Origin of the sequence: Rhodoplanes sp. SY1 (assembly GCF_046000175.1) — a bacterium.
Classification (GTDB): domain Bacteria; phylum Pseudomonadota; class Alphaproteobacteria; order Rhizobiales; family Xanthobacteraceae; genus Rhodoplanes.
Genome location: NZ_JBEOMB010000122.1, coordinates 1 through 20,564, shown reverse-complemented (window position 1 = coordinate 20,564; position 20,564 = coordinate 1). Strand labels below are relative to the sequence as shown.

The 20,564-nt window shown below is 67.4% G+C and carries 14 protein-coding genes, 1 tRNA gene and 1 CRISPR repeat array; of the genes, 12 read left to right on the top strand and 3 right to left on the bottom strand.

Translation table 11 applies throughout. The features are described from left to right. Positions 1–210: 210 nt before the first annotated feature. A complete protein-coding gene (locus tag ABTU92_RS24255) occupies positions 211–1,812 on the bottom strand; it encodes an MFS transporter (protein ID WP_408094185.1) in 1,602 nt (533 codons plus the stop codon). A 427-nt stretch (positions 1,813–2,239) separates the two neighbouring features. Between ABTU92_RS24255 and ABTU92_RS24250 the strand changes: the two genes are divergently transcribed. From ABTU92_RS24250 to ABTU92_RS24240, 3 genes are all read left to right on the top strand, one after another. Then, on the top strand, positions 2,240–2,776 hold the full coding sequence (locus tag ABTU92_RS24250; RefSeq protein WP_408094184.1) for a hypothetical protein: 537 nt from the start codon (positions 2,240–2,242) through the stop codon (positions 2,774–2,776). A gap of 140 nt (positions 2,777–2,916) precedes the next feature. Continuing rightward, entirely contained in the window at positions 2,917–3,510 is a 594-nt protein-coding gene (locus tag ABTU92_RS24245) for a hypothetical protein (RefSeq protein ID WP_408094183.1), read from the top strand. 24 nt (positions 3,511–3,534) lie between these two features. Then, positions 3,535–4,209: a hypothetical protein gene (locus ABTU92_RS24240; protein WP_408094182.1), complete on the top strand. Its 675-nt coding sequence runs from the start codon at positions 3,535–3,537 to the stop codon at positions 4,207–4,209. Between the two features lie 39 nt (positions 4,210–4,248). Here ABTU92_RS24240 and rlmB read toward each other — a convergent pair whose 3' ends face one another. Further along, positions 4,249–5,130 (bottom strand): 23S rRNA (guanosine(2251)-2'-O)-methyltransferase RlmB, encoded by an 882-nt coding sequence (rlmB, locus tag ABTU92_RS24235; RefSeq protein WP_408094204.1) that lies wholly within the window; start codon positions 5,128–5,130, stop codon positions 4,249–4,251. Positions 5,131–5,566: 436 nt separating this feature from the next. On the opposite strand from rlmB, the gene ABTU92_RS24230 reads away from it, so the two are divergent. Further along, positions 5,567–5,651 (top strand) — tRNA-Tyr (locus ABTU92_RS24230). A gap of 1,579 nt (positions 5,652–7,230) precedes the next feature. Here ABTU92_RS24230 and ABTU92_RS24225 read toward each other — a convergent pair. Next, the gene (locus tag ABTU92_RS24225) at positions 7,231–8,211 is read right to left on the bottom strand and encodes a tyrosine-type recombinase/integrase (RefSeq protein ID WP_408094181.1); all 981 of its coding nucleotides are present in this window, start codon (positions 8,209–8,211) and stop codon (positions 7,231–7,233) included. 1,089 nt (positions 8,212–9,300) lie between these two features. Between ABTU92_RS24225 and cas3 the strand changes: the two genes are divergently transcribed. From cas3 to cas2e, 8 genes are all read left to right on the top strand, one after another. Next, positions 9,301–12,012: a CRISPR-associated helicase Cas3' gene (cas3, locus tag ABTU92_RS24220; protein ID WP_408094180.1), complete on the top strand. Its 2,712-nt coding sequence runs from the start codon at positions 9,301–9,303 to the stop codon at positions 12,010–12,012. A 77-nt stretch (positions 12,013–12,089) separates the two neighbouring features. Further along, positions 12,090–13,763, top strand: a complete 1,674-nt coding sequence (gene casA / locus ABTU92_RS24215) for a type I-E CRISPR-associated protein Cse1/CasA (RefSeq protein ID WP_408094179.1) — start codon at positions 12,090–12,092, stop codon at positions 13,761–13,763. Continuing rightward, positions 13,760–14,380: a type I-E CRISPR-associated protein Cse2/CasB gene (gene casB, locus ABTU92_RS24210; RefSeq protein WP_408094178.1), complete on the top strand. Its 621-nt coding sequence runs from the start codon at positions 13,760–13,762 to the stop codon at positions 14,378–14,380. Before casA ends, casB begins: the two co-directional genes overlap by 4 nt. 10 nt (positions 14,381–14,390) lie before the next feature. Further along, positions 14,391–15,491 carry a type I-E CRISPR-associated protein Cas7/Cse4/CasC gene (cas7e, locus tag ABTU92_RS24205; protein ID WP_408094177.1) on the top strand — a complete coding sequence of 367 codons (1,101 nt, stop codon included), beginning with the start codon at positions 14,391–14,393 and terminating at the stop codon, positions 15,489–15,491. A gap of 3 nt (positions 15,492–15,494) precedes the next feature. After that, on the top strand, positions 15,495–16,292 hold the full coding sequence (gene cas5e, locus ABTU92_RS24200) for a type I-E CRISPR-associated protein Cas5/CasD (RefSeq protein ID WP_408094176.1): 798 nt from the start codon (positions 15,495–15,497) through the stop codon (positions 16,290–16,292). Beyond that, positions 16,289–17,059, top strand: coding sequence for a type I-E CRISPR-associated protein Cas6/Cse3/CasE (gene cas6e, locus ABTU92_RS24195; RefSeq protein ID WP_408094175.1), 771 nt, complete (start codon positions 16,289–16,291; stop codon positions 17,057–17,059). The genes cas5e and cas6e overlap by 4 nt, the downstream gene beginning before the upstream one ends. 3 nt (positions 17,060–17,062) lie before the next feature. Continuing rightward, positions 17,063–18,043, top strand: a complete 981-nt coding sequence (gene cas1e / locus ABTU92_RS24190) for a type I-E CRISPR-associated endonuclease Cas1e (RefSeq protein ID WP_408094174.1) — start codon at positions 17,063–17,065, stop codon at positions 18,041–18,043. Further along, positions 18,024–18,320, top strand: coding sequence for a type I-E CRISPR-associated endoribonuclease Cas2e (cas2e, locus tag ABTU92_RS24185; protein ID WP_408094173.1), 297 nt, complete (start codon positions 18,024–18,026; stop codon positions 18,318–18,320). The genes cas1e and cas2e overlap by 20 nt, the downstream gene beginning before the upstream one ends. A gap of 104 nt (positions 18,321–18,424) precedes the next feature. Beyond that, positions 18,425–20,524: direct repeats of the CRISPR family, unit length 29 nt; unit sequence GCATTCCCCACGCCCGTGGGGATGAACCG. Between the last annotated feature and the right edge of the window lie 40 nt (positions 20,525–20,564).

The window sequence follows — 20,564 nt, the reverse complement described above, 5'->3', positions numbered from 1 at the left end:
TGAAGGGGCGACGGCATGGTCGTGCCGGGGCGTGCGTGCCCCGGACAAGGCGCAGCAGGCCAAAGGCCTGATGCGCCGCAGAGCCGGGGCCCAGGGGCGGCACGGCAGATCACCTGCCGTTCCGGCCTCGTCGGCCGCTTGTCGTACCGCCCCTGGGTCCCGGCTCACGGTGCACCGCTGCGCGCCGCACCGCGTCCGGGACACGGGCGCTCACCCCCGTCGCGAGATGTCGACGCCCGACTCGGTGGCGATGTCGACGTCCTTGGTGTCGCGCAGGAAGATGGCGCCGACCAGCACGGTCATGCCGGCGACGGCGATCGGGTACCACAGGCCCGCATAGATGTCGCCCGTCGACGCCACGATGGCGGTGGCCAGCAACGGCAGCATGCCGCCGAACCAGCCGTTGCCGATGTGGTAGGGCAGCGACATAGAGGTGTAGCGGATGCGGGTCGGGAACATCTCGACCAGGAACGCCGCCATCGGCGCGTAGACCATGACGACGTAGAGCACCATCACGAGCAGCACGAGCTCCGCCATCACCCAGTCGACCTTCGCCGGGTCGGCGTAGGGCGGGTAGCCGGCGGTCGCGAAGGCCGCCTCCCAGCGCGGCTGGTCCCAGCCCTCGACCCGCGTCTCGCCGATGATCAGCGTCACCGGTCCGCCCGGCGCGTCGGCCTTCTGGAACGAGACGCCGCGCTTGGTGACGAAGTCCTGGGCGCGGTCGCAGTCGGAGAAGTCCGACCACGGCCCGACGAAGACGTGGACGCGGCAGTCTGTCCGGTCGGCCGAGATGGTGATGGTCGAGCGCGCCTGGAAGGCGGCGAGGTCGGGGTTCACGGCCTGCGTCAGCACCTGGAACAGCGGGATGTAGGTCGCGGCGGCGAGCAGGCAGCCGAGCAGGATGATCTTCAGCCGGCCGACGCGGTCCGACAACCATCCGAACGCGATGAACAGCGGCGTGCCGATCAGAAGGGACAGGCCGACCAGCATGTAGGCGAGCACGTAGTCGAGCTGCAGCGTGATCTGCAGGAAGAACAGCGCGTAGAACTGGCCCGTGTACCAGACGACGCCCTGGCCGGCCGTGGCGCCGAGCAGCGCCAGCATCACGTACTTGTTGTTCGGCCAGCGGAAGAAGCTCTCGGTCAGCGGCGCCTTGGAGCCTTTGCCCTCCTCCTTCATGCGCTGGAAGATCGGCGTCTCATTGAGCCGCAGCCGGATCCAGATCGACAGCACGAGGAGCGCCAACGAGACGACGAAGGGGATGCGCCAGCCCCACGAGGCGAAGCTGTCGGCGTCCATGGCGAGGCGGGCGATGCCGATCACCAGCAGCGCCATGAAGAAGCCGAGCGTCGCGGTCGTCTGGATGAAGCTCGTGGCGAAGCCGCGGTTGCGCGGCCGCGCGTGCTCGGCCACGTAGGTCGCGGCGCCCCCGTACTCGCCGCCGAGCGCCAGGCCCTGGATGAGCCGCAGCCCGACGAGCAGCACGGGTGCCGCCCAGCCGATGGTCTCGAAGGTCGGCAGCAGGCCGACCAGGAAGGTCGCCCCGCCCATCACGAAGATGGTGACCAGGAACGTGTACTTGCGCCCGACCAGGTCGCCGATGCGGCCGAACACCAGGGCCCCGAACGGGCGCACCAGGAAGCCCGCCGCATAGGTCGCGAAGGCGGAGAGCAGGGCGGCCGTGTCGTTGCCGGGCGGAAAGAACAGCGCGGCGAAGAACGGCGCCAGCGTCGCGTACAGGTAGAAGTCGTACCACTCGAACACGGTGCCCAGCGACGAGGCGAAGATGACGAACTTCTCGTCCTTCGTCATGCCGGCGCCGCGCGCCGAAATCCGGCTCCTATGCATCGTCCTGGCCCTCGGCGTTTCCGACGTGTCGTTTCTTCTGGCTTGGAGCGGTCGGCCGGACCGGTCCGCCCGACCCAAGGTGTAGGACGCGCGGGGCCGAAAAGTCTCTCCGGATCTTCGCGGGATAGTCGAAAGTCGAAGCGGCCGCCGTGCGCCGCGGGCCGCGGCCGCTCGCCCGGCGCCGGCCCGGCGGGCCGCGCGCGCCCTCGTGCAGGCCGGGAAAGGTCTGCAATCGTTAGGGTTAAAGGGTGAAATCGCCGCCCCTGCGAGGTGAACCGAGGGGAATCTCAAAAGTTGTCCGCTGTGCTGGACGAGCGGGCGGGATCCGCGCCGGGAGTGTCGCGCGACGCCTGTCGCGACGACCGACGCGCCGATGGCGACAGGAGGGGGCATGGATCGCAGGCGGATCATCGAAGCGGGGCTCGTCGGGCTCGCTCTGTCGACAGCCGTCGTCGCGACGCCCGCGGTCGCCCAGGACAACGGCCCGGTGATCGTCATTCCGGGCCGGCGCGACGTCCCGGTCTTCGTTAACGGGCGTGAGGCGTCCTACGCAGTGGTCGAGGGCGACTGGGGGCTCTACCGGGCCGGCTGGATCGGGCCGACCGTCATCCAGCCGCTGTGCTGCAGCCCCGGACCGTATGTCGGGCGTCACCGACCCTATTATCCGAGCTCGGGCGAGCTGCCGCGGCTCGGCCGGCTCGAATACGATCCCGACAAAGGCAAGCCGCCGAAGCCGGCGCAGGAGTTCCATCAGGGCTGGTCGGCGAAGTCGGAGGACAATCCGGTCACGATCATGCCGCCCGACTACTCGTACAACATGCCGGGCGGCCTCGTGGTGACGCCGCCCTGGGGCGGTCCGGGTCCGGCGCCCGGTCCCGGTCCCTGGCCGCCGCCGCGACCGCGGCCGCGGTCGGATGGGCGGCGCTGAGCCGCAGGGCAGGTCGGGGCAGTTCAGGGCAGGGCGGCGCGGCGAAGCGGCCGCTTTGCGAGCCGGTCGGTCCGGCGTAGGGTTTTCTGCGGCGGCGGAGTCGAGTCCGCCGGCCACAGTGACGACCAGAGGGACGGGTCATGCGTCGCAGCGTTCAGGGTCTGAGGTTCGGGGTCGTCGCCGCGGCGGCCGTCGGGGCCGTCACGGTGGTCGGGGCCGTCACGGTGGTCGGAAGCGGCGCGGCGCTCGCTCAGGGCTGCTGCGTCGGCGGACCCGTGGTCGTCTACGGCGCCGCGCCGGTACCGCCGGCGGTTCCGCCCACCGGCTACGTCCTCGACCCCTCCGATGCGCGCCGTCCCATGTATGTCGTCGACCAGGGACCGCTCTATCGCGGGCCCGGCATCTATGCGGTGCCGACCTTCTCGGAGGGCGGCTACGCCTACACGATCCGCTATCCCTACACCTGGGGACCGGCTCACCGCCCCTACAAGCGATGGTCCGGGCCGCGTCGCTACGGCTATGTCGGCCCGAGCGATCTCGGCGTCGCCGAGCGGGTCGCCGGGGCGCCGCCCTACGGCGCCTACGAGGTGCGGCCGGCGCCGCGCGCCAAGGTGATCGACGTGAGCAAGGTCGCCCGCGCCGAGGTGATCGACGGCCCGGCGAGCGATCCGGTCGCCACCGGCTCGGTGTCGAAGAGCCCGGCCGCGAAGGCGCCGCGCTCGCCCGGTCGCTGAGGATCGACGGAGCCGGCACGTCGCGTGGGCTACTATTGGCGCCAGGCCCGGGTTCTGCTGCATCACGCCGTCTACGACCGCGCCCGCGACAAGCTCGAGCGCTGGCCGAGCGGGCGCGCCCGCACGGTCGCGGCGGCCGACGTCGTCGGGGCGCCTGCGGCGGTCCAGGACCGTCGCTACGAGGCGTTTCCGCGCCTGCCGCTGCTGTGGGCGCTCGACGCGCTGGCGATCGATCCGGCCGAGACCACCTTCGTGGACTACGGGGCGGGGCGTGGCCGGGCGCTGCTCGCCGCGGCCGGGCGGCCGTTCCGCCGCTGCATCGGCGTCGAGTTCTCGGCGAGCCTGGTGGCCGAGGCGCGCGACAACATCGCGGCCTGGCCAGCCGAGAAGCTCGCCTGCCGCGACTTGAGCGTGGTCCACCAGGACGCGGCCGCGTTCGAGCCGCCCGACGGCGACCTCGTGCTGTTCTTCTACAATCCGTTCGGCCGCGACGTGCTCGACCGTGTCGCCGACCGGCTCGAGCAGGCAGCCGCGGCCGAGCCACGAACAATCCGGATCGTCTACGTCAATCCGCGCGGCTGGGCGCTGTTCGTCGGACGGCCGGCGTTCCGGCGGCTCGCCGTCCCCCTCGCGGCGCGGGCGAAGCTCGCGCTCCTCGGTGCCGGGCCGATCGCGTTCTTCACGGTGGAGCCGTGGTGAGGCGGCCCGTTCGGCCGGCCGGCGCGCCGGCCGGCCCGGTCAGGCGCCGGCCTTCAGCCGCGTGTGGGCGACATAGAGGGCGAGCGCCGTCGCGTTCGACACGTTGAGGCTGGTGATCTGTCCCGGCAGGTCGATGCGGGCGACCGCGTCGCAGGTCTGCCGGGTGAGCTGGCGCAGGCCCTTGCCCTCGGCGCCGAGCACCAGTGCCAGCGGGCCGCGCAGGGCCGTATCGGCCAGATCCGCCGTGCCCTCGCTGTCGAGCCCGACCGTCATCCAGCCGTTGTCCTTGAGCGTGGTCAGGGCGCGGGCGAGATTGCCGACCGTGACGATCGGCACGATGTCGAGCGCGCCCGAGGCGGCCTTGGCGAGCACGCCGGTCGCCTCCGGGCTGTGGCGCGCCGTGGTGACGACGGCGGCGACTGCGAAGGCGGCGGCCGAGCGCATGATGGCGCCGACATTGTGCGGGTCGGTGATCTGGTCGAGCACCAGCACCAGGCCCTCGGCCGGCAGCTCGGCGATGTCGGGCGAGTCGAGCGGGTCGGCCTCGGCGAGCAGGCCCTGATGCACCGCCTCGGGGCCGACGATCGCGGCGATCTCGTCGGGCCGCACCAGGGTCGGAGCGACCGGCGTCGGCACGCCCTCCTCGGCGAGACGGTGGGCGGCGTTCTCGGTGGCCAGCAGGCGGCGGAAGCGCCGCGCCGGATTTTCCAGTGCCGCCTTCACGGTGTGCCAGCCGTAGAGAATCACGGGCCCGTCGCGGTCGCGCGGCTCCGGCCGGCCGCGCCGGGCGAACGCCGCCTTCTTGCGCGAGCCGTCCTTGGGGAAACGAGCCTTGCGGTCCTTGCCGGGCCCGGCCTTGCGCGCGCCGTCCTTGCGGAAATCGTCTTTGCGGGAATCGTCCTTGCTGGGCCAGGGCGTCACCGCGCCGGTGGCGCGCGCGCCTTCGCCGCGCCCGCCTTCGGGCCGCCCGCCTTCGGGCCGCCACGGCCGCTTGCCGCCACCGCGCGATCCGGCTCCGGCCGACCCGCCTCCGGATCGGAACGGCTTATGCGGGCGGTCGCGGTCGGTCATGGTCGGGTCCGGCTCGGGTCTCTGGAACGGATGGGTCGGGACTGCATAGCGGGGCGGGGCGCACGGCGCCACTGTGGGATCGCCGAAGGTGGCGGCCGTCGATCGGCGGGGCCGCCCGGACCGTCCGCGGGACTGTGCGGACCGGCTTTGCGGACCGGGCTTTTTCGTGTTGACACCCGGGGGACGGCCACCCATAAGAACGGCCCGACGCGCGGCGCACCCGCCGGTCTTCCGGACACCTCGACCGTGGCCGGACCGTGGACCGAGACGCTGCCGAGCGCGACGTGGGGGAGTGTCCCGAGCGGCAAAGGGGGCGGACTGTAAATCCGCTGGCTATGCCTTCGTAGGTTCGAGTCCTACCTCCCCCACCATCCGCTTTCTAACCTCCTGATTTCATTGAGACAATCGAGCTGGATCCCGCACCTTTGCGGTGGGTGCGGGAATAGAATGTGCTACTTCCGTTCCGCCGACATCGGAATGCTCGCGATACTCGGGGCGGGAGTTCGATCTGAAGTCCCCTCCGAGCTAAGTCCGGCCCTGGCGTCGGGCTCGACGACGACGACCGTAGGCCTGGCCTCCTTCGGCCCCAGATGCCCCTCCCGAGCCCGCCGGTCGTGCCCCAGAACTCGATACTCATGAAGAGAGACGCTTCGTGGGGAGGACGCACCAGTGACGCCCCGGCGAGCTCCAGAAACACCAAAGGCCGCCCTCAGGGACGGCCTTGGTTTGAGTGCGCCCCTTTCGGGGCAATGGACACACCGGTCGCCCGGTCGCCACAAGATGGCTTCCCTTACGGGTAAGCCCCTCCCCTTGCGGGGAAACGGTCGCATCGATTGCTCGATCGCCGCACGAGCGAGAAGATAGTCGATTGACCGAGACTTTCAAGGAGATTTCCCGGTCGACGCCGGGGGCGAACTCGGGCGTCACAGGTAGGTCTCAAGCACCAGCCGGCACGATCGGCGCGGTCGACCGCTTCGCGGCCAGCCAACTGTAATTATTACAGAAAGGCGTCCTGTGTTCCGGTCGGAGACGCGTTAGTCTCTTGTCGTTTGTCCAGAGAATTACTGTAATCCGCCTGCAATTTTGCTGTCATCGGAAAGCCGAAAGTAGTTCCTAGTCCATCGATATGGCCGACGGCCTGCCAGGCCGAAAGGTCTGGTCTCGGCCCCGAGGGAGGGGCCCACGCCACCCCTGCACGCCGACAGAAGGGCGAGTCACGAAATACAAGCCGGATCTATTTCACCGCTTGGAGAGAGAGCGATTTCGAACTCGTCGCCAAAGCGACACGCCGCACCCATGCCGCCTGGCGAGCATCGTCCAGCGAGACCCCCGCGTGCGACGTCGGAGCCCCGGATAGTTCAACGGCGACCCGGAACAGAGGTGACGTGCTGGAGTCTAACTTTCCCATCCGAGCTGCCACGTCCGGAGATTTAGGAACGGGCTGCCAACTTCGCCGACGTCGAAGCGGCGATTGCTCCGGACGTCGAGGGACACTCCGCGGCACGTGACGGAGAGCTCCGGGGAACGCTCTCGAGCTTCGGAGAGTTCGGGCCGCGCTGAGGCTGTTCGGCAAAACACTGCGGTTCTGGGCGGCTTGGGTCGCAGTGGCCGTGGAGCGAAACACCCCGGACCCCTATGCGGCCACAATCGCTGCCACGCGGTGCAGCGCTCCGCGGCTTAGGAATGGCCGCGCGTAGCTTGGGTCGGGCGAAGGGATTTAGGAACCGGTGGGGTCCATGGGACCCGGGGCCGTTGGCACGGGAGCCGCTAAAAGATCACCCAGACGCATCCGGGTGGCGTGGTGCTTTTGAAGGCCCAGGAAGCGCTGCAGGCGTCTTTGACGACGTCCTCGTGTAGTCCCGCTCTTCGGCGGCCGAGACGCCAGCGGGCACCATGGCGGCACCACGCCCTGAACCAGGCGCCGAGGCGGGTGAGCTTCGGAGCTCGAGGCTACTCACTGTCTCGACGGACGCCTCGGGCGCCATCCGTCTTACCAGGTTGAGCCTTTCCAGTTCTGGCGAGCTTGACTGAACCAGCACGGCCTAAACGCTCGCGGTCCGCCGACCGAGTGTAGAGCGACGCCATTCTGCCACCGGACCAACCGAACACGGATTCGAGTTCGGCAACGGTTGCGCGGTTTTCGGCCATCACGGATGCCGCGAGTTTGCGAAGCCCGTGCGCCGACTTTGTCACACCGGCGGCAGCGCACCACTCGCGGAACTCGTTTCCGAAACTCTCTTTGGTCAGGGGACGCCCTCGATCTCCCACGATGAAGGCGAGGTCCCCGACAGGCCCGGCCGCCAAGGTTTCGGCGAGTGCGGGGAGCACCGTGATCGTGACAATCTGCCCGGTCTTGGCCGTCTTGATCCGGATCACGCCATCGCGAACGTGCTGCCTTCCGAGGCGCGCGGCATCACCGCGTCGCAGGCCAGTGTAACGTAAGAGATCAAATGCGAGCCGCGCGCGTGTCCCGATCGGCCAACGGGCTTCGAACTTGGCGACATCCTCGGGCTCCCAGACCGGAAAGCCGTCGCTGCGCTTGGCCTTCGGCGGTCTCACGTCCGCCGTCGGGTCGTCTTTGCAGAAATCGGCATCGACTGCCCACCGGAACAGGCCGCGCATCGTGTCGAGATAGTGCCGGGCCTGGGCAGGCGTGTCCCGCCGTCGGTCTCGTCCGGCAACGACGGCCTTGCGAGTGATGCGTGTGATCGGTTCGTGCCCGGCGGTTTCGAGGATCTGCCTGAAAATGGCCTCTCGCTGCCGACGTGTCGCCAGTGACAGCTCAGTCCATGCCGACGTCTCTCGATAGCGCGCAATCAACCACGCGAGAGTGCCAGCAGACGTCTTGCTTTGCGACTGAGCCGCGACCTCGCCCTTGATCGCGGCCTGATAGGCTTCGTCGAACCCGGGCTCCCCTGGCGCGACCAGCAAACGGACTCGCGGTCCGTGCCCGACGCGGACATACCAGACAGTTTTGCCGTGGCGTGTCGTCTCACGATGCAGGCGAGGGGGACGAGATCGAGGCATGTCGCGATCAGAGCACAACTTCGGGAAGATCGTCCAAGGCTTCAGGTCGCAATCCGCTGATCGGCGGAGCGTCGGTGAGCAAGACCAGAATGGATCCGTCGGGGCGGACCTCCAGCGCGCATGCGCCAGCCTTCTTCGCAGCGCGGATTGCCCGAGCAATATCGGCTTGGGTGATGTTCGCAGGGCGACCAGACATCTCCGATCTATAGCGTCGGACGCGCCGGGCTGATGAAAAAAAATTCTGAGCTCGCGCCTCCCGGTGCCTATGGCGGATACGGGAGCTTAAAACCACATCATGCCGAACTCTGCCGAGGCTGAGCGAGTGACCTAGTATAGTCATCACTTGCGCCTTCAGTCTCGACTTCGTGCTTGCGGCTCGAGAGTGCCGCATTCATAATAAGTAAGAACTGAATGTCTGACTGTCGTCGATGCGTTGACGGCGGCATAGCGGGTCTGAGAAGACGGCACGGCGAATACAGGACGCCGGCTATGAGCCCCCGCAGGCGAACGGCCATCGCGACATGCGCTCCCCTGCCTGGCAGGACGCCTTGTGGCGGTCGCACCGGCAGTCATCGACTGCGAACGCACAAAAAAGATGGAAGCTCTGCGTTGCCGCATCTTCCTCCGACCAGTCGTTGAGATGGCATGCGACTGGCCGGGCGTCGGTTCGCCGACGACCATGTGATCCTCTGGATCGGGAAACGGAATTGATGACTTGGTCAATGGACATCGCCAAGTCGGGCATGACGAATGCTTCAAGATTCCCTGCCACCTTCGACGGAAAGTCTAACATTCTCCTCCTTGCCTACGATTTTAGATCTGTGGGCCGGGGGGGAGAAAGCTTCTCTGGAAAGTCTTGATTTGCAGATCGACTTGATCTGGGGATTGTTGTTTTCGCAGCCTTGAGCCTGAGGTTGATCCTCCACATGACCTGCGTCACAGCTGGGCTGCTGCGATGCGCAAGGGCTCGCTCCTGCTGCGTTCTCTCCCGCGATGGCTGAAGGCAAGAGGATGGACTGCTCGTTCACAACGTTTTGGGGAAAGGCGTCGCCGTGCAACGAGTCTGGTCCTCGGTATCACCCGTTGGCCTACCATGCCCTCGATGTTGCGGCCGCATTCGAGGCGCTGCTCGGGAAATGGGAAAACGTCGCGCGATCGTTGGCGGCGGCGTTCAGTGCTTCGCCGGACCAGCACTCCGACATCATTCGAACTCTCTCGGCACTCGTCGCGCTCCATGACGTCGGAAAGTTCGCCTGGGCGTTCCAGGCGAAGGTTCCCGATCTTCTCCCCGCGGTATTCCAAACAACTGCGCGACCGAGTCCCTACCGGCACGACCTCGGGGGAGCTCTCTTGTCCGCCGAGGACGAGGGTCTGCGCGCCATTCTCGACACGCTTGTCGCGGATCCGGTTGACGCGACCGCGGTGCTCGACCCGATCTTTTTTCATCATGGTCGGATCCGCGATGCGAGCTACGATCTGATCACCGTCTTTCGTCCGGAAGGTGCAGCTGCAGCACGCAGCTTCACGTCGGCAATTCGCGAGCTCTTCGGTGCCGCCGCATTGCCTCGCCTTCGACCTGGTGCCGCGAGCACATTGTCGTGGCGGCTCGCCGGGCTGGTGGCGCTTGCCGACTGGCTCGGCTCGAATGTCCGCTGGTTCGATTATGCGCCCGGTAATCGCTCCCTCGAAGACTATCTGGCCGAGATCGCCCGCCCCATGGCGCACAAAGCTATCGCGGAAGCCGGACTCGTCGCAGCGGAGCCTTCATCGATCTCAGGATTCGCGGGTCTGACGAGGTCGTCGTTTGCAGCAACTTCGGCGCAGATCTGGGCCGAGACCATCGAGCTCGTGGATGGCGCGGGCCTCTACGTGCTCGAGGACGCGATGGGATCCGGGAAGACAGAAGCCGCGCTCGTGCTCGCGCATCGGCTGATGCAGTCTGGACGCGGCAGCGGCGTGTTCGTGGCTCTGCCGACGATGGCGACGGCCAATGCGCTGTTCGACCGGATGGCGGAACTCTATCGCCGCCTATTCTCCGACGAGAGCACCCCGAGCCTGGCGCTCGCCCATTCGGCTGCCGCCCTGCACCCAGGCTTCCGTCCAGTGCTCGACCTCGGTAGCCGCGAGGACCGCGGCTACGGTGGCGACGCAGGCGATGAGACAGCAAGCGCGCAATGCACCCGCTGGATCGCGGAGGACAGGCGCCGGGCCTTCTTTGCCGACCTAGGTGTCGGGACGATCGATCAAGCCCTCATGGCGGTGCTGCCGGCGACGCACGCACCGATCCGGCAGTTGGGCCTGTCGAGGCGGATCCTGATCATCGACGAGGCGCATGCCTACGACAGCTATATGCAGGAGGAGCTTGCGACACTGATCGAGTTTCAGGCGGCCCTTGGCGGCTCGACCGTCGTTCTCTCGGCGACCCTGCCGACCGTCATCAAGTCGAAGCTCGCAACGGCCTTCTCAGCGGGCCGAACTGGAACCAAAAAGGCGTGCGTCTCGATCTGGTCCTCCGAGTATCCGCTCGCGACTGCAGTCGGCGACAAGGCCCACGAGCTCCCCATCGTGCTCCGTCCCGACCTCGCCCGCACCATCGCGGTGACCCGGATCGATGGTCCCGAGGCTGCAGTCCAGCGGGTCGTCCAGCACGCCCGGGCCGGGGCCGCCGTCGCCTACATCCGCAACACCGTCGATGACGCCATCGACACCGTTTCGCTGCTGGCAGAGCAGGGGGTCGCCGCACAGCTATTCCACGCCCGGTTCGCCCTTGGGGATCGCCTCGCAATTGAGCGGGAGGTGGTCGCGCGGTTCGGACGAGACAGCAATGCAGCCGATCGACGTGGGCGCGTGCTAGTCGCTACGCAGGTGGTCGAGCAGTCGCTCGATCTCGATTTCGATGCGATGGTGACCGACCTCGCGCCCATCGACCTAATGATCCAACGCGCGGGGCGGCTTTGGCGCCACAGCAACCGGGCTAGGGTGCTCGATGGGCCAGTCCTCGAGGTCGTCTCTCCGTTGCCGCATGACGACCCCTCACCAAATTGGCTGGGTGCCATGTTCCCGAGGGCGCAGTGGGTTTACCGCGACCACGCACTCCTGTGGCTCTCCGCCCGTGACTTGTTCGACCGCGGCATGCTGAAGGTGCCGGATGATCTGCGGCCGTTGGTCGAAGGGGTCTACGGGCCGGATGCCGACGCGCGGATACCCGCGGGGCTGATCCGGCAGCGAAACGACTCGTTGGGTAAAGCGCTGGCGGCAGCCGGTCACGCTGGCCAGAACGTCCTCAAATTCCGTGACGGCTATTGGCGGGGCAGTGCTCACGTCTGGCGTGACGATCTCGACGTCCCGACGCGTCTGGCCGAGCCCATGACGACGTTCCGACTGGCGCGCTGGGACGGGCATGTCCTGCGTCCTTGGATCGCCGATTCAGACGAGCGGCACGCATGGCGCTTGTCCGAGCTCTCGGTGCTCACGGCTCGCGCAGCCGGACGAGCGCCGGGATCGCCGGCCGAGGCTGCTGCCGCAGCAATCGAAGCGTCTTGGCGAGGGCGGCACGATTTGGCCGTCGTTCTCCCCCTGGTCGATCCGGATTGGGGAATATCGTTGATCGATGGACGAAATCGCATCGTTTCAGCGAGGTATCACAATGAAACCGGGCTTTCGGTAGGCGCCGCGCCAGACAAGGGAAGCCGGGGAAAAGCCTAGCTTTGGCTTGACGTTTTCGCGTATTTCGCGACCCTCTCACGGCCAGTCCGGCATTGTCCAGGCGGAATTGTCAATCAATGGTAGCGAAAGCGTTCTCGCTTCTCGATCAACCTTGGCTCCCTGTTGTGCGACGAGACTCGAGGAGTGGGGCCGTTCGGCGGGATTGGATCCGCCCTTGCGACATCACCGACCGCATCGAGACAGAGCCGGTGGTCGCGTTCGACTGGCAGCGCGCGGACTTCGACGCCGCGAGCCGCGAGCTCATGATCGGGCTTCTCGCCACCGCGTGCCCACCCAGCGATGATCACGAGTGGATCGATCGCTGGCGATCGCCACCGTCGCCCGATCAATTGGAGGCGTCGTTCGCACCGTTCGCGCATGCCTTCGTGCTCGACGGCGAGGGACCTCGATTCCTGCAAGATCACGAGGACCTCGTCGCCGAGCCGCAGAGCATTGCTGGCCTTCTGATCGACAGTCCGGGCGAAAACACGGTCGAGAAGAATCTCGACCTCTTCACGAAGCGCGGCCGAATTCCTGCGCTGGCTCGTGCGACCGCGGCAATTGCCCTGTTCACCCTGCAAAGTCAGGCTCCGGCTGGTGGAGCCGGGAACCGAGTGTCGATGCGAGGCGGCGGTCCACTCACGACCCTCGCACTCCCTGCGACGCCTGCCTCACTTTGGCATCTTCTTTGGCTCAATGTTCCGAGCTACCCGGGCCCCGCCGACGGCGACCTGCATCTGGTCTTCCCCTGGCTCGCGCCGACCCGAACCTCGGAGGACAAGAAGCCGCCGACGACGCCGGCCGATATCGACCCGGATGGCCGCCAGTGCTTCTGGGGTATGCCGCGGCGCATTCGCTTGGACTTTCGTCCTGCGGCCACCGACGAGCTCTGCGCCCTGACGGGTGGCCAGGACGCGGTGATGGTCGAGGCCTATCGGGCGCGTCCTTGGGGCGTGAGCTACGCGGCAGTGCCGCATCCCCTCTCGCCCATGTATCGGCCCAAACCCACGGACGTCGCGTGGTTCTACACGCACCCTCAGCCGGACGGCATCACCTACCGGCATTGGGTCGATCTCGTCGCCGACAGCGACTCGACGGCGTCTCGCCGGCGAGCAACGTGTGTCGCGGCATCGCGAGCCCGGCTCGGGTTGCTGCGGCAATCGCGAGCGGCCCGGTTGCTCGCCTGCGGCTACGACATGGACAACATGAAGGCTCGCGGCTTTGTCGAAGCCGAGATGCCATTGTTTGCCGGCCCAGGATCCCAGCGTCTGGACATGTTCGCACGACGTCTCGTCTCGGCGGCGGAAGTCGTGGCGTTGTCCATGGCGAGGTTCGTCGGCGACGCGCTCGGCATCGATAAGTCCGATGCCACCGCACGGGCGTCTCTACGGGAAAGGCTGTTCACCGAGTCTCAGACGGCCTTTTTCGGCGTGATCGACGATGCGGCCGGCCGACTGGAATCCGACCCGGATCAACCGGATTTCGCCGAGCCGTTGGCGCGACGATTTCTCGATGACGTTCTGCAGCCGACGGCGACGCGCCTCTTCGACGAGGCGGTGCCGCTCTCGGACATAGACACTCGCTCGCTCGCCAAGGCAGTGCGCGCCCGACTGTCGCTGACCCTCATGCTGAAGGGACACGGTCGGGACGGCGCTGCGTTGCTCAGTGCACTCGGGCTTCCAACGGAAGTCTCGGCCGAGAAGAAACCGCGTAAGGGCCGCCGCAAAGGCGCCGAGGAGCCGACATCATGAGCGACGAAACCGCTGGCGACCTGAACGCACCAGTCGAGACGACGAGGGCGCAGGATTGGTGGCGTGACCTGGACAAGCGAGATCGCGCTGCCAAGGCACGGCTGAAGCGGGCCGACTTCGACGCTGCCGTGATCGACGAGGCCACGCTGCGACTGTTCCGCTACCTCGGACGTCGCCGCCGGCACGACCTGTCACGGGTTGCTGCTCTGGCCATGGTGCTCGCCGCCGTGCGTCAGGACACCGGGCGCAACAAGACGTTCGCTCGGCAGATCGGCTTCTCCAGAATGCCGACTGATCCGCAGAGGCCCGAAGCCGACAACAAGCCGGTGCTCTCGGTGCTCCGATTCAAGCGTCTGATGAGCACGGCCAACAGCCCGGATCCGACGTCCGAAGATCTTGCAGAGCTCGCTCGCCAGTTCCGCCGCGCGGTGGATCTGCTCGGTGGCGCGGCCAATGTCGAGGACATCAAAAGCGTCGTGCTCGGCTGGCATCGGCAGGAGACGCGTCGCGACTTCGCGTTCGAATACTACGGTGCCGGGATAGCCTCGCCGCAGCGAGGAGCGACATCCGACCCGGAGGCTTCATCCCATTCGTCCGAACATCTCGTCTCTGCTTGAGGGCCCCTAGATGGCTACGACTGCCCAGACCGCCCGCTTTCTGCAGCTTCATCTGCTGACGTTCTATCCGCCCGCCAATCTCAACCGTGACGACACCGGACGGCCGAAGAGTGCCGTGATCGGTGGAGAGGCGCGCTTGCGCGTCTCGTCGCAGGCTCTCAAGCGCGCCTGGCGCACCTCCGATGTCTTCGCCAAGAAGCTCGACGGACACCGTGGCGAACGCACCCAGCGGCTCGGCGCCGTGTTGGAAGCTCATCTGCTGTCGAAGGGGACGTCGGCGGAGGAGGCGCGTGCGATCGCTCGCGAGATCGCCGGCGCCTTCGGCAAGGTGAAGAGCGAGAAAGACGATAATCCGACCTACACCGAGCAGCTCGCATTCGTGTCCCCGGAGGAGCGAGCGGCCGCGATCGAGTTCTCCGAGGCGCGTGCGGCCAAGACGAAGGATGCTCCGGACAAGAAAGCGCTCGTCCTCGCCCTCCTGCGCAAGACGGACACGGCCGCCGATATCGCCATGTTCGGCCGAATGCTGGCCGATGCGCCGGAGTTCAATCGCGAGGCGGCGGTCGCCGTGTCGCATGCGTTCACCACTCATCGCGTGGTGATCGAGGACGACTATTACACGGCAGTCGACGATCTCAAGCGCCCCTCCGAAGACGCTGGTGCAGGATTCGTCGGCGAGGCGGGGTTCGGATCGGGCGTGTTCTATCTCTACATCTGCGTCGACCGTGACCTGCTCCGACGCAATCTCGATGGCAATGCTGCACTGACCGGCACGGCGATCGAGGCCTTGGTGGAGGCCGCTGCCCAGGTCGGTCCGTCCGGCAAGCGGGCGAGCTATGCGAGCCTCGCTCGCACCTCGTTCATTCTCGCCGAGAAGGGCGACGCCGCGCCGCGCACGCTGGCGGCCGCCTTCGTGCGGCCGATCGGAGCCGAGCGAGGCGTCAACGATTATCTCGCCGCCTCTGTCCGCGAACTCCGCACCACCCGTGAAAAGTTCGAGCGAGCTTATGGTGCCGAGGGCGTGCGGACGCTCGAGATGAACTGCGTCGATCCGAGCGAGGGGGGAACTGCGACGCTCGCGGATCTCGTCCGCTTCGCGCGTGAGCCGTGAGCCATGCAGGTCCTCGTGTTCACGCTCGCCGCGCCGATGATGGCGTTCGGCGAGATTGCCGTCGACGAGCGTCGGGGGACCGCGTCGCGACCGACGCGATCGGCCGTGATCGGTCTCCTTGCCGCCGCGCTCGGGATACCCCGGGCGGATCCGCGCCAGGCGGCCCTCGCCGAGGGCTACGACATTGCTGTGCGCACCGACTTGGCGGGGCGACTGCTGGCCGACTACCACACCGTGCAGGTTCCATCGGCCAGTGCGGTCTCGAAAGCTGCCAAGAGCGCAGGGCGGCGACCCACCACGCGGGCCGAGGAGCTCGCAGTCGGCGATCTCGGCACCAAGCTGACCCGGCGCGACTATCTCACCGATGCGGCCTTCACGGTGCTGATCGTGGCGCGGGACGGCGCCCCGGTGCCGCTCGAGGAGGTCGCGAGCGCCTTGGAGCGCCCGACCTGGCGGCTGTCCGCGGGTCGGCGATCGTGTCCGCTGGGATTGCCGCCATCACCCCGCGTCGTGGAGGCAGCGACGGTGATCGAGGCGTTCATGGCCTACGACGTCGCCGAGGAGGCGATCCCTGAGCGCGCCGCTCTGAAGTCGCTGTTCCGGAAGGATCGGCCGGTCGATGCAAGCGCGCCGGCGCCGATGCCGATCGCTGCGGATGTCGGTCTCGCTCCGGTGCTCGGCTTTACGGTGACGCGTCGCGAGACCCGACGTGACGCGGTCGCCGATCGCCGGCGCTGGCAATTCGCCCCCCGTGTGGAATTGGTCGGTCAGGCCGTCGCGACGGGGGACCGGACGCGATGACCAGCCTGTTTCTCACCCGAGCCAAGCTGAGGCGAGATCCCGACGTCGCCACGCTGCAGCGGATCCTGCTTCCAGAAGAGTCCGACCGGCGCCTCGAGGCCACACACCATCTCGTGTGGTCGCTGTTCGCCGGCGACGCCGATGCGCGACGGGATTTCCTGTTTCGTGAGACGACCCGACCGGGCGGACGACCGACATTCCTGGTCCTTTCGGCGCGTCCACCCCGCTCGGAAGCCCGCCTGTTCGAGATCGAAACCAAGCCGTTCGCGCCCGAGCTCGCGCCCGGTGACCGGCTCCGCTTCGAGCTCCACGCCAATCCGACCATCCAGGCCGAGAATCCGAAGACGGGGACCAAGGGGCGCTACGACGTGATGACGATGGCCGTCATGCGCCTGCCGGAGAAAGTCTCTCAGGCGGAGAAGGCGCGCGCTGTCGAGGACGCGGCACGCCGCTGGTTGGGACGACAGGCGCTTTCGGCCGGATTCGAGATCCTGGAGCGGTTCGACCCGGAGCTCGAGCCGGACGCCGATGCTCCGCCAGGTTTCGACCGCGCAGCCTGCGATATAGACGAGGAGCCGGTCGCGCTGCTCGCCAGCGGATTTCAGTCGGCGGCGGTGCCCGGCAGGCGAACAGCGCGTTTCGGCCTGATCGACTACGCCGGGGTTTTGACGGTCTCCGATCCGACGGCACTCCTCGCCGGGATCTCCAAGGGGTTCGGTCGGGCCAAGGCCTATGGCTGTGGGCTGATGCTGATCCGGCGAGCGTGAGCGATGACGGGAGACTCCGAACGTCAGGGTTCCACGGGGTCCGGCAAAGGTCTCCCCGGGCTCGAACCGCCGCGTCCGCTCCCGCTGAAGGAACGCTCCTCGATCATCTTCGTGGAGCGGGCACAAATCGACGTCCTCGACGGGGCCTTCGTGGCACTCGACGCGAATGGAGTGCGGGTCCACATTCCAGTTGGCGCGTTTGCCTGCATCATGCTGGAGCCCGGGACGCGAGTGAGCCATGCCGCGGTGTCGCTCGCGGCACGAGCCGGAACGCTGCTCGTGTGGGTCGGCGAAGCCGGGGTGCGCCTCTACGCATCCGGACAGCCCGGCGGGGCGCGGTCGGACAGGCTGCTCTATCAGGCACGTTTGGCGCTGGACGACGTCGCCCGGCTGAAGGTCGTGCGCGCGATGTATGCGAAACGCTTCGGCGAGGCTGCGCCCGAGCGCCGTTCGGTCGACCAACTCCGTGGCATCGAAGGTGTGCGCGTCCGGGAAACGTATGCGCTGCTCGCTCGACAGCACGGCGTCGCGTGGCGGCGTCGTGATTACGACCCCCAAGCGTGGGATGCCTCCGACGTTCCGAACAAATGCCTTTCGGCGGCCACGTCGTGCCTGCACGGGCTTGCAGAAGCGGCTGTTCTGGCGGCCGGCTATGCGCCGGCGATCGGATTTCTGCACACCGGTAAGCCACTGTCCTTCGTCTACGACATCGCCGACCTATTCAAGTTCGAAACCGTGGTGCCGGTCGCCTTCGAAATCGCCGCTAAGGCCGGACAGGGGCGCATTGCCGGTTCGATCGAGATGCAGGTCCGTCGTGCCTGTCGCGATGCCTTCCGCCGCACCGACCTGCTGACGCGAATCATCCCTTCGATCGAGGAGGTGCTGTCGGCGGGGGGCTTGCCCATGCCCGAGCCTTCGGAAGAAGCGATGCCGCCGGCCTTCAGCGACGGGGAGCCCTCCGGGGATGCTGGTCATCGTGGTTGAAAACGCCCCGGACCGGCTCCGGGGGCGGCTTGCGGTTTGGCTGCTCGAGGTTCGTGCGGGCGTCTATGTCGGCGTGTTCTCTCGACGGACCCGCGAGCGGATTTGGAAGCTGGTTCAGGCCTCGATCGGGGATGGCAACGCGGTGATCGCCTGGAGCGCGCCGACGGACGCCGGATTCGAGTTCGACACGGTCGGGACGAACAGGCGCGAGCCGGTCGACTTCGACGGCTTCAAGCTCGTGAAATTCCTGTCGCCTGCGTCGAGACCTACTGCCTGACCTCGGTGGGAGTCGCTACCGCGCCGGGCGGAAGATGAGCCGAAATCGTCGGTGCGCTGTTTGACATCGTAAGAACCACGAGCCCTCAATGGCTTGCTGGAAGAGCATTCCCCACGCCCGTGGGGATGAACCGGCTCACATCGCCGAGCCCTGTGTCCGCGAGACGCATTCCCCACGCCCGTGGGGATGAACCGATCGAGATCACCCCGCACGGCCGCTCGACCCGGCATTCCCCACGCCCGTGGGGATGAACCGCTCGCCGCGCTCGCGGCCTGACGTACTGCGTCGCATTCCCCACGCCCGTGGGGATGAACCGGCGATCCATCGCGGGCAGGTCGCGGCTGGATCGCATTCCCCACGCCCGTGGGGATGAACCGTCCGACGTAATCGCCCGGGTGCGCGCCGCGATGCATTCCCCACGCCCGTGGGGATGAACCGCCGTCAGGACCTGACCATGCCGCTCCCCTACCGCATTCCCCACGCCCGTGGGGATGAACCGGTGCTGCAGCGGGCCTGCGGCGTCGACCAGGAGCATTCCCCACGCCCGTGGGGATGAACCGATTCATCGCCCGCCCTCCTCTCGGCGCGCCTCGCATTCCCCACGCCCGTGGGGATGAACCGTTTCTGTTATCTTTTATTGGAATAAGGAAGACGCATTCCCCACGCCCGTGGGGATGAACCGCCGTCCTGCCTCACCCGCTTCGGGAGCTGATCGCATTCCCCACGCCCGTGGGGATGAACCGCCCTGCAGCCGCTCGCATTCGCGCGGCAGAAGGCATTCCCCACGCCCGTGGGGATGCGCCGAGATCGACCTGATGGGGCCGAACTCGACCGCATTCCCCACGCCCGTGGGGATGAACCGGCTGATCTTGATGATTGACCCGCGGCTTCCACGCATTCCCCACGCCCGTGGGGATGAACCGGATCAGGGCATTCCGCCGGCTGAGCTGAAGAAGCATTCCCCACGCCCGTGGGGATGAACCGTCGTGTGGCGTGACGACAAGCAAATCTGCTCGGCATTCCCCACGCCCGTGGGGATGAACCGAAGGGTGATCGCGTTCACTTCTCGCTCGTCAAGCATTCCCCACGCCCGTGGGGATGAACCGGCGCGCGCCGAGATGGTCGACGAGCATGTCGTGCATTCCCCACGCCCGTGGGGATGAACCGGCCGACACCGGGCCGTCCGATGCCGGGGATGAGCATTCCCCACGCCCGTGGGGATGAACCGCGGGAGGGGACCGTCGTGTCCCGGCGCAAGTTGCATTCCCCACGCCCGTGGGGATGAACCGTCCCGCAGCGTATCCAGCGCCCGTCCCAACGTGCATTCCCCACGCCCGTGGGGATGAACCGGAGGCCGGCAAGCTCGCGGCGAAACGTTACGAGCATTCCCCACGCCCGTGGGGATGAACCGAACGGCGACCTGGTGTCGTTCGTGCCCCGGCCGCATTCCCCACGCCCGTGGGGATGAACCGGCGCCGCCGGCCGTGAATGTCGTCCGCTCCCTGCATTCCCCACGCCCGTGGGGATGAACCGCGCGATCCCGCGGGCCGCTAGGGTGGTAGCGGGCATTCCCCACGCCCGTGGGGATGAACCGGTGACGGGGCAGGGCCATGGCCGTCACTCCGCGCATTCCCCACGCCCGTGGGGATGAACCGGCGCTGGCCGACCCGCCCCGCACCACCGACGGGCATTCCCCACGCCCGTGGGGATGAACCGACGCTGGAGGCGTCGACGACCGCGCACACGGCGCATTCCCCACGCCCGTGGGGATGAACCGATGGAATGCTGAAATGCAGGTCGACCTCACCAGCGTTCCCCACGCCCGTGGGGATGAACCGCTCGAGAACCCGCTTGGCGGGCTGACGGACGAGCGTTCCCCACGCCCGTGGGGATGAACCGAACTGCTCCGGGATGCCGAGTTCCGCGAGCGAGCGTTCCCCACGCCCGTGGGGATGAACCGTGGTGAACGTCATCAAGCCCGGCGTCGTCGGGGCGTTCCCCACGCCCGTGGGGATGAACCGTTCACCCCGCCCCCGCCGATCGGACCGACGTAGCATTCCCCACGCCCGTGGGGATGAACCGGTCTGCGACCTGGTGTCGTTCGTGCCCCGGCCGCATTCCCCACGCCCGTGGGGATGAACCGGCGCCGCCGGCCGTGAATGTCGTCCGCTCCCTGCATTCCCCACGCCCGTGGGGATGAACCGCGCGATCCCGCGGGCCGCTAGGGTGGTAGCGGGCATTCCC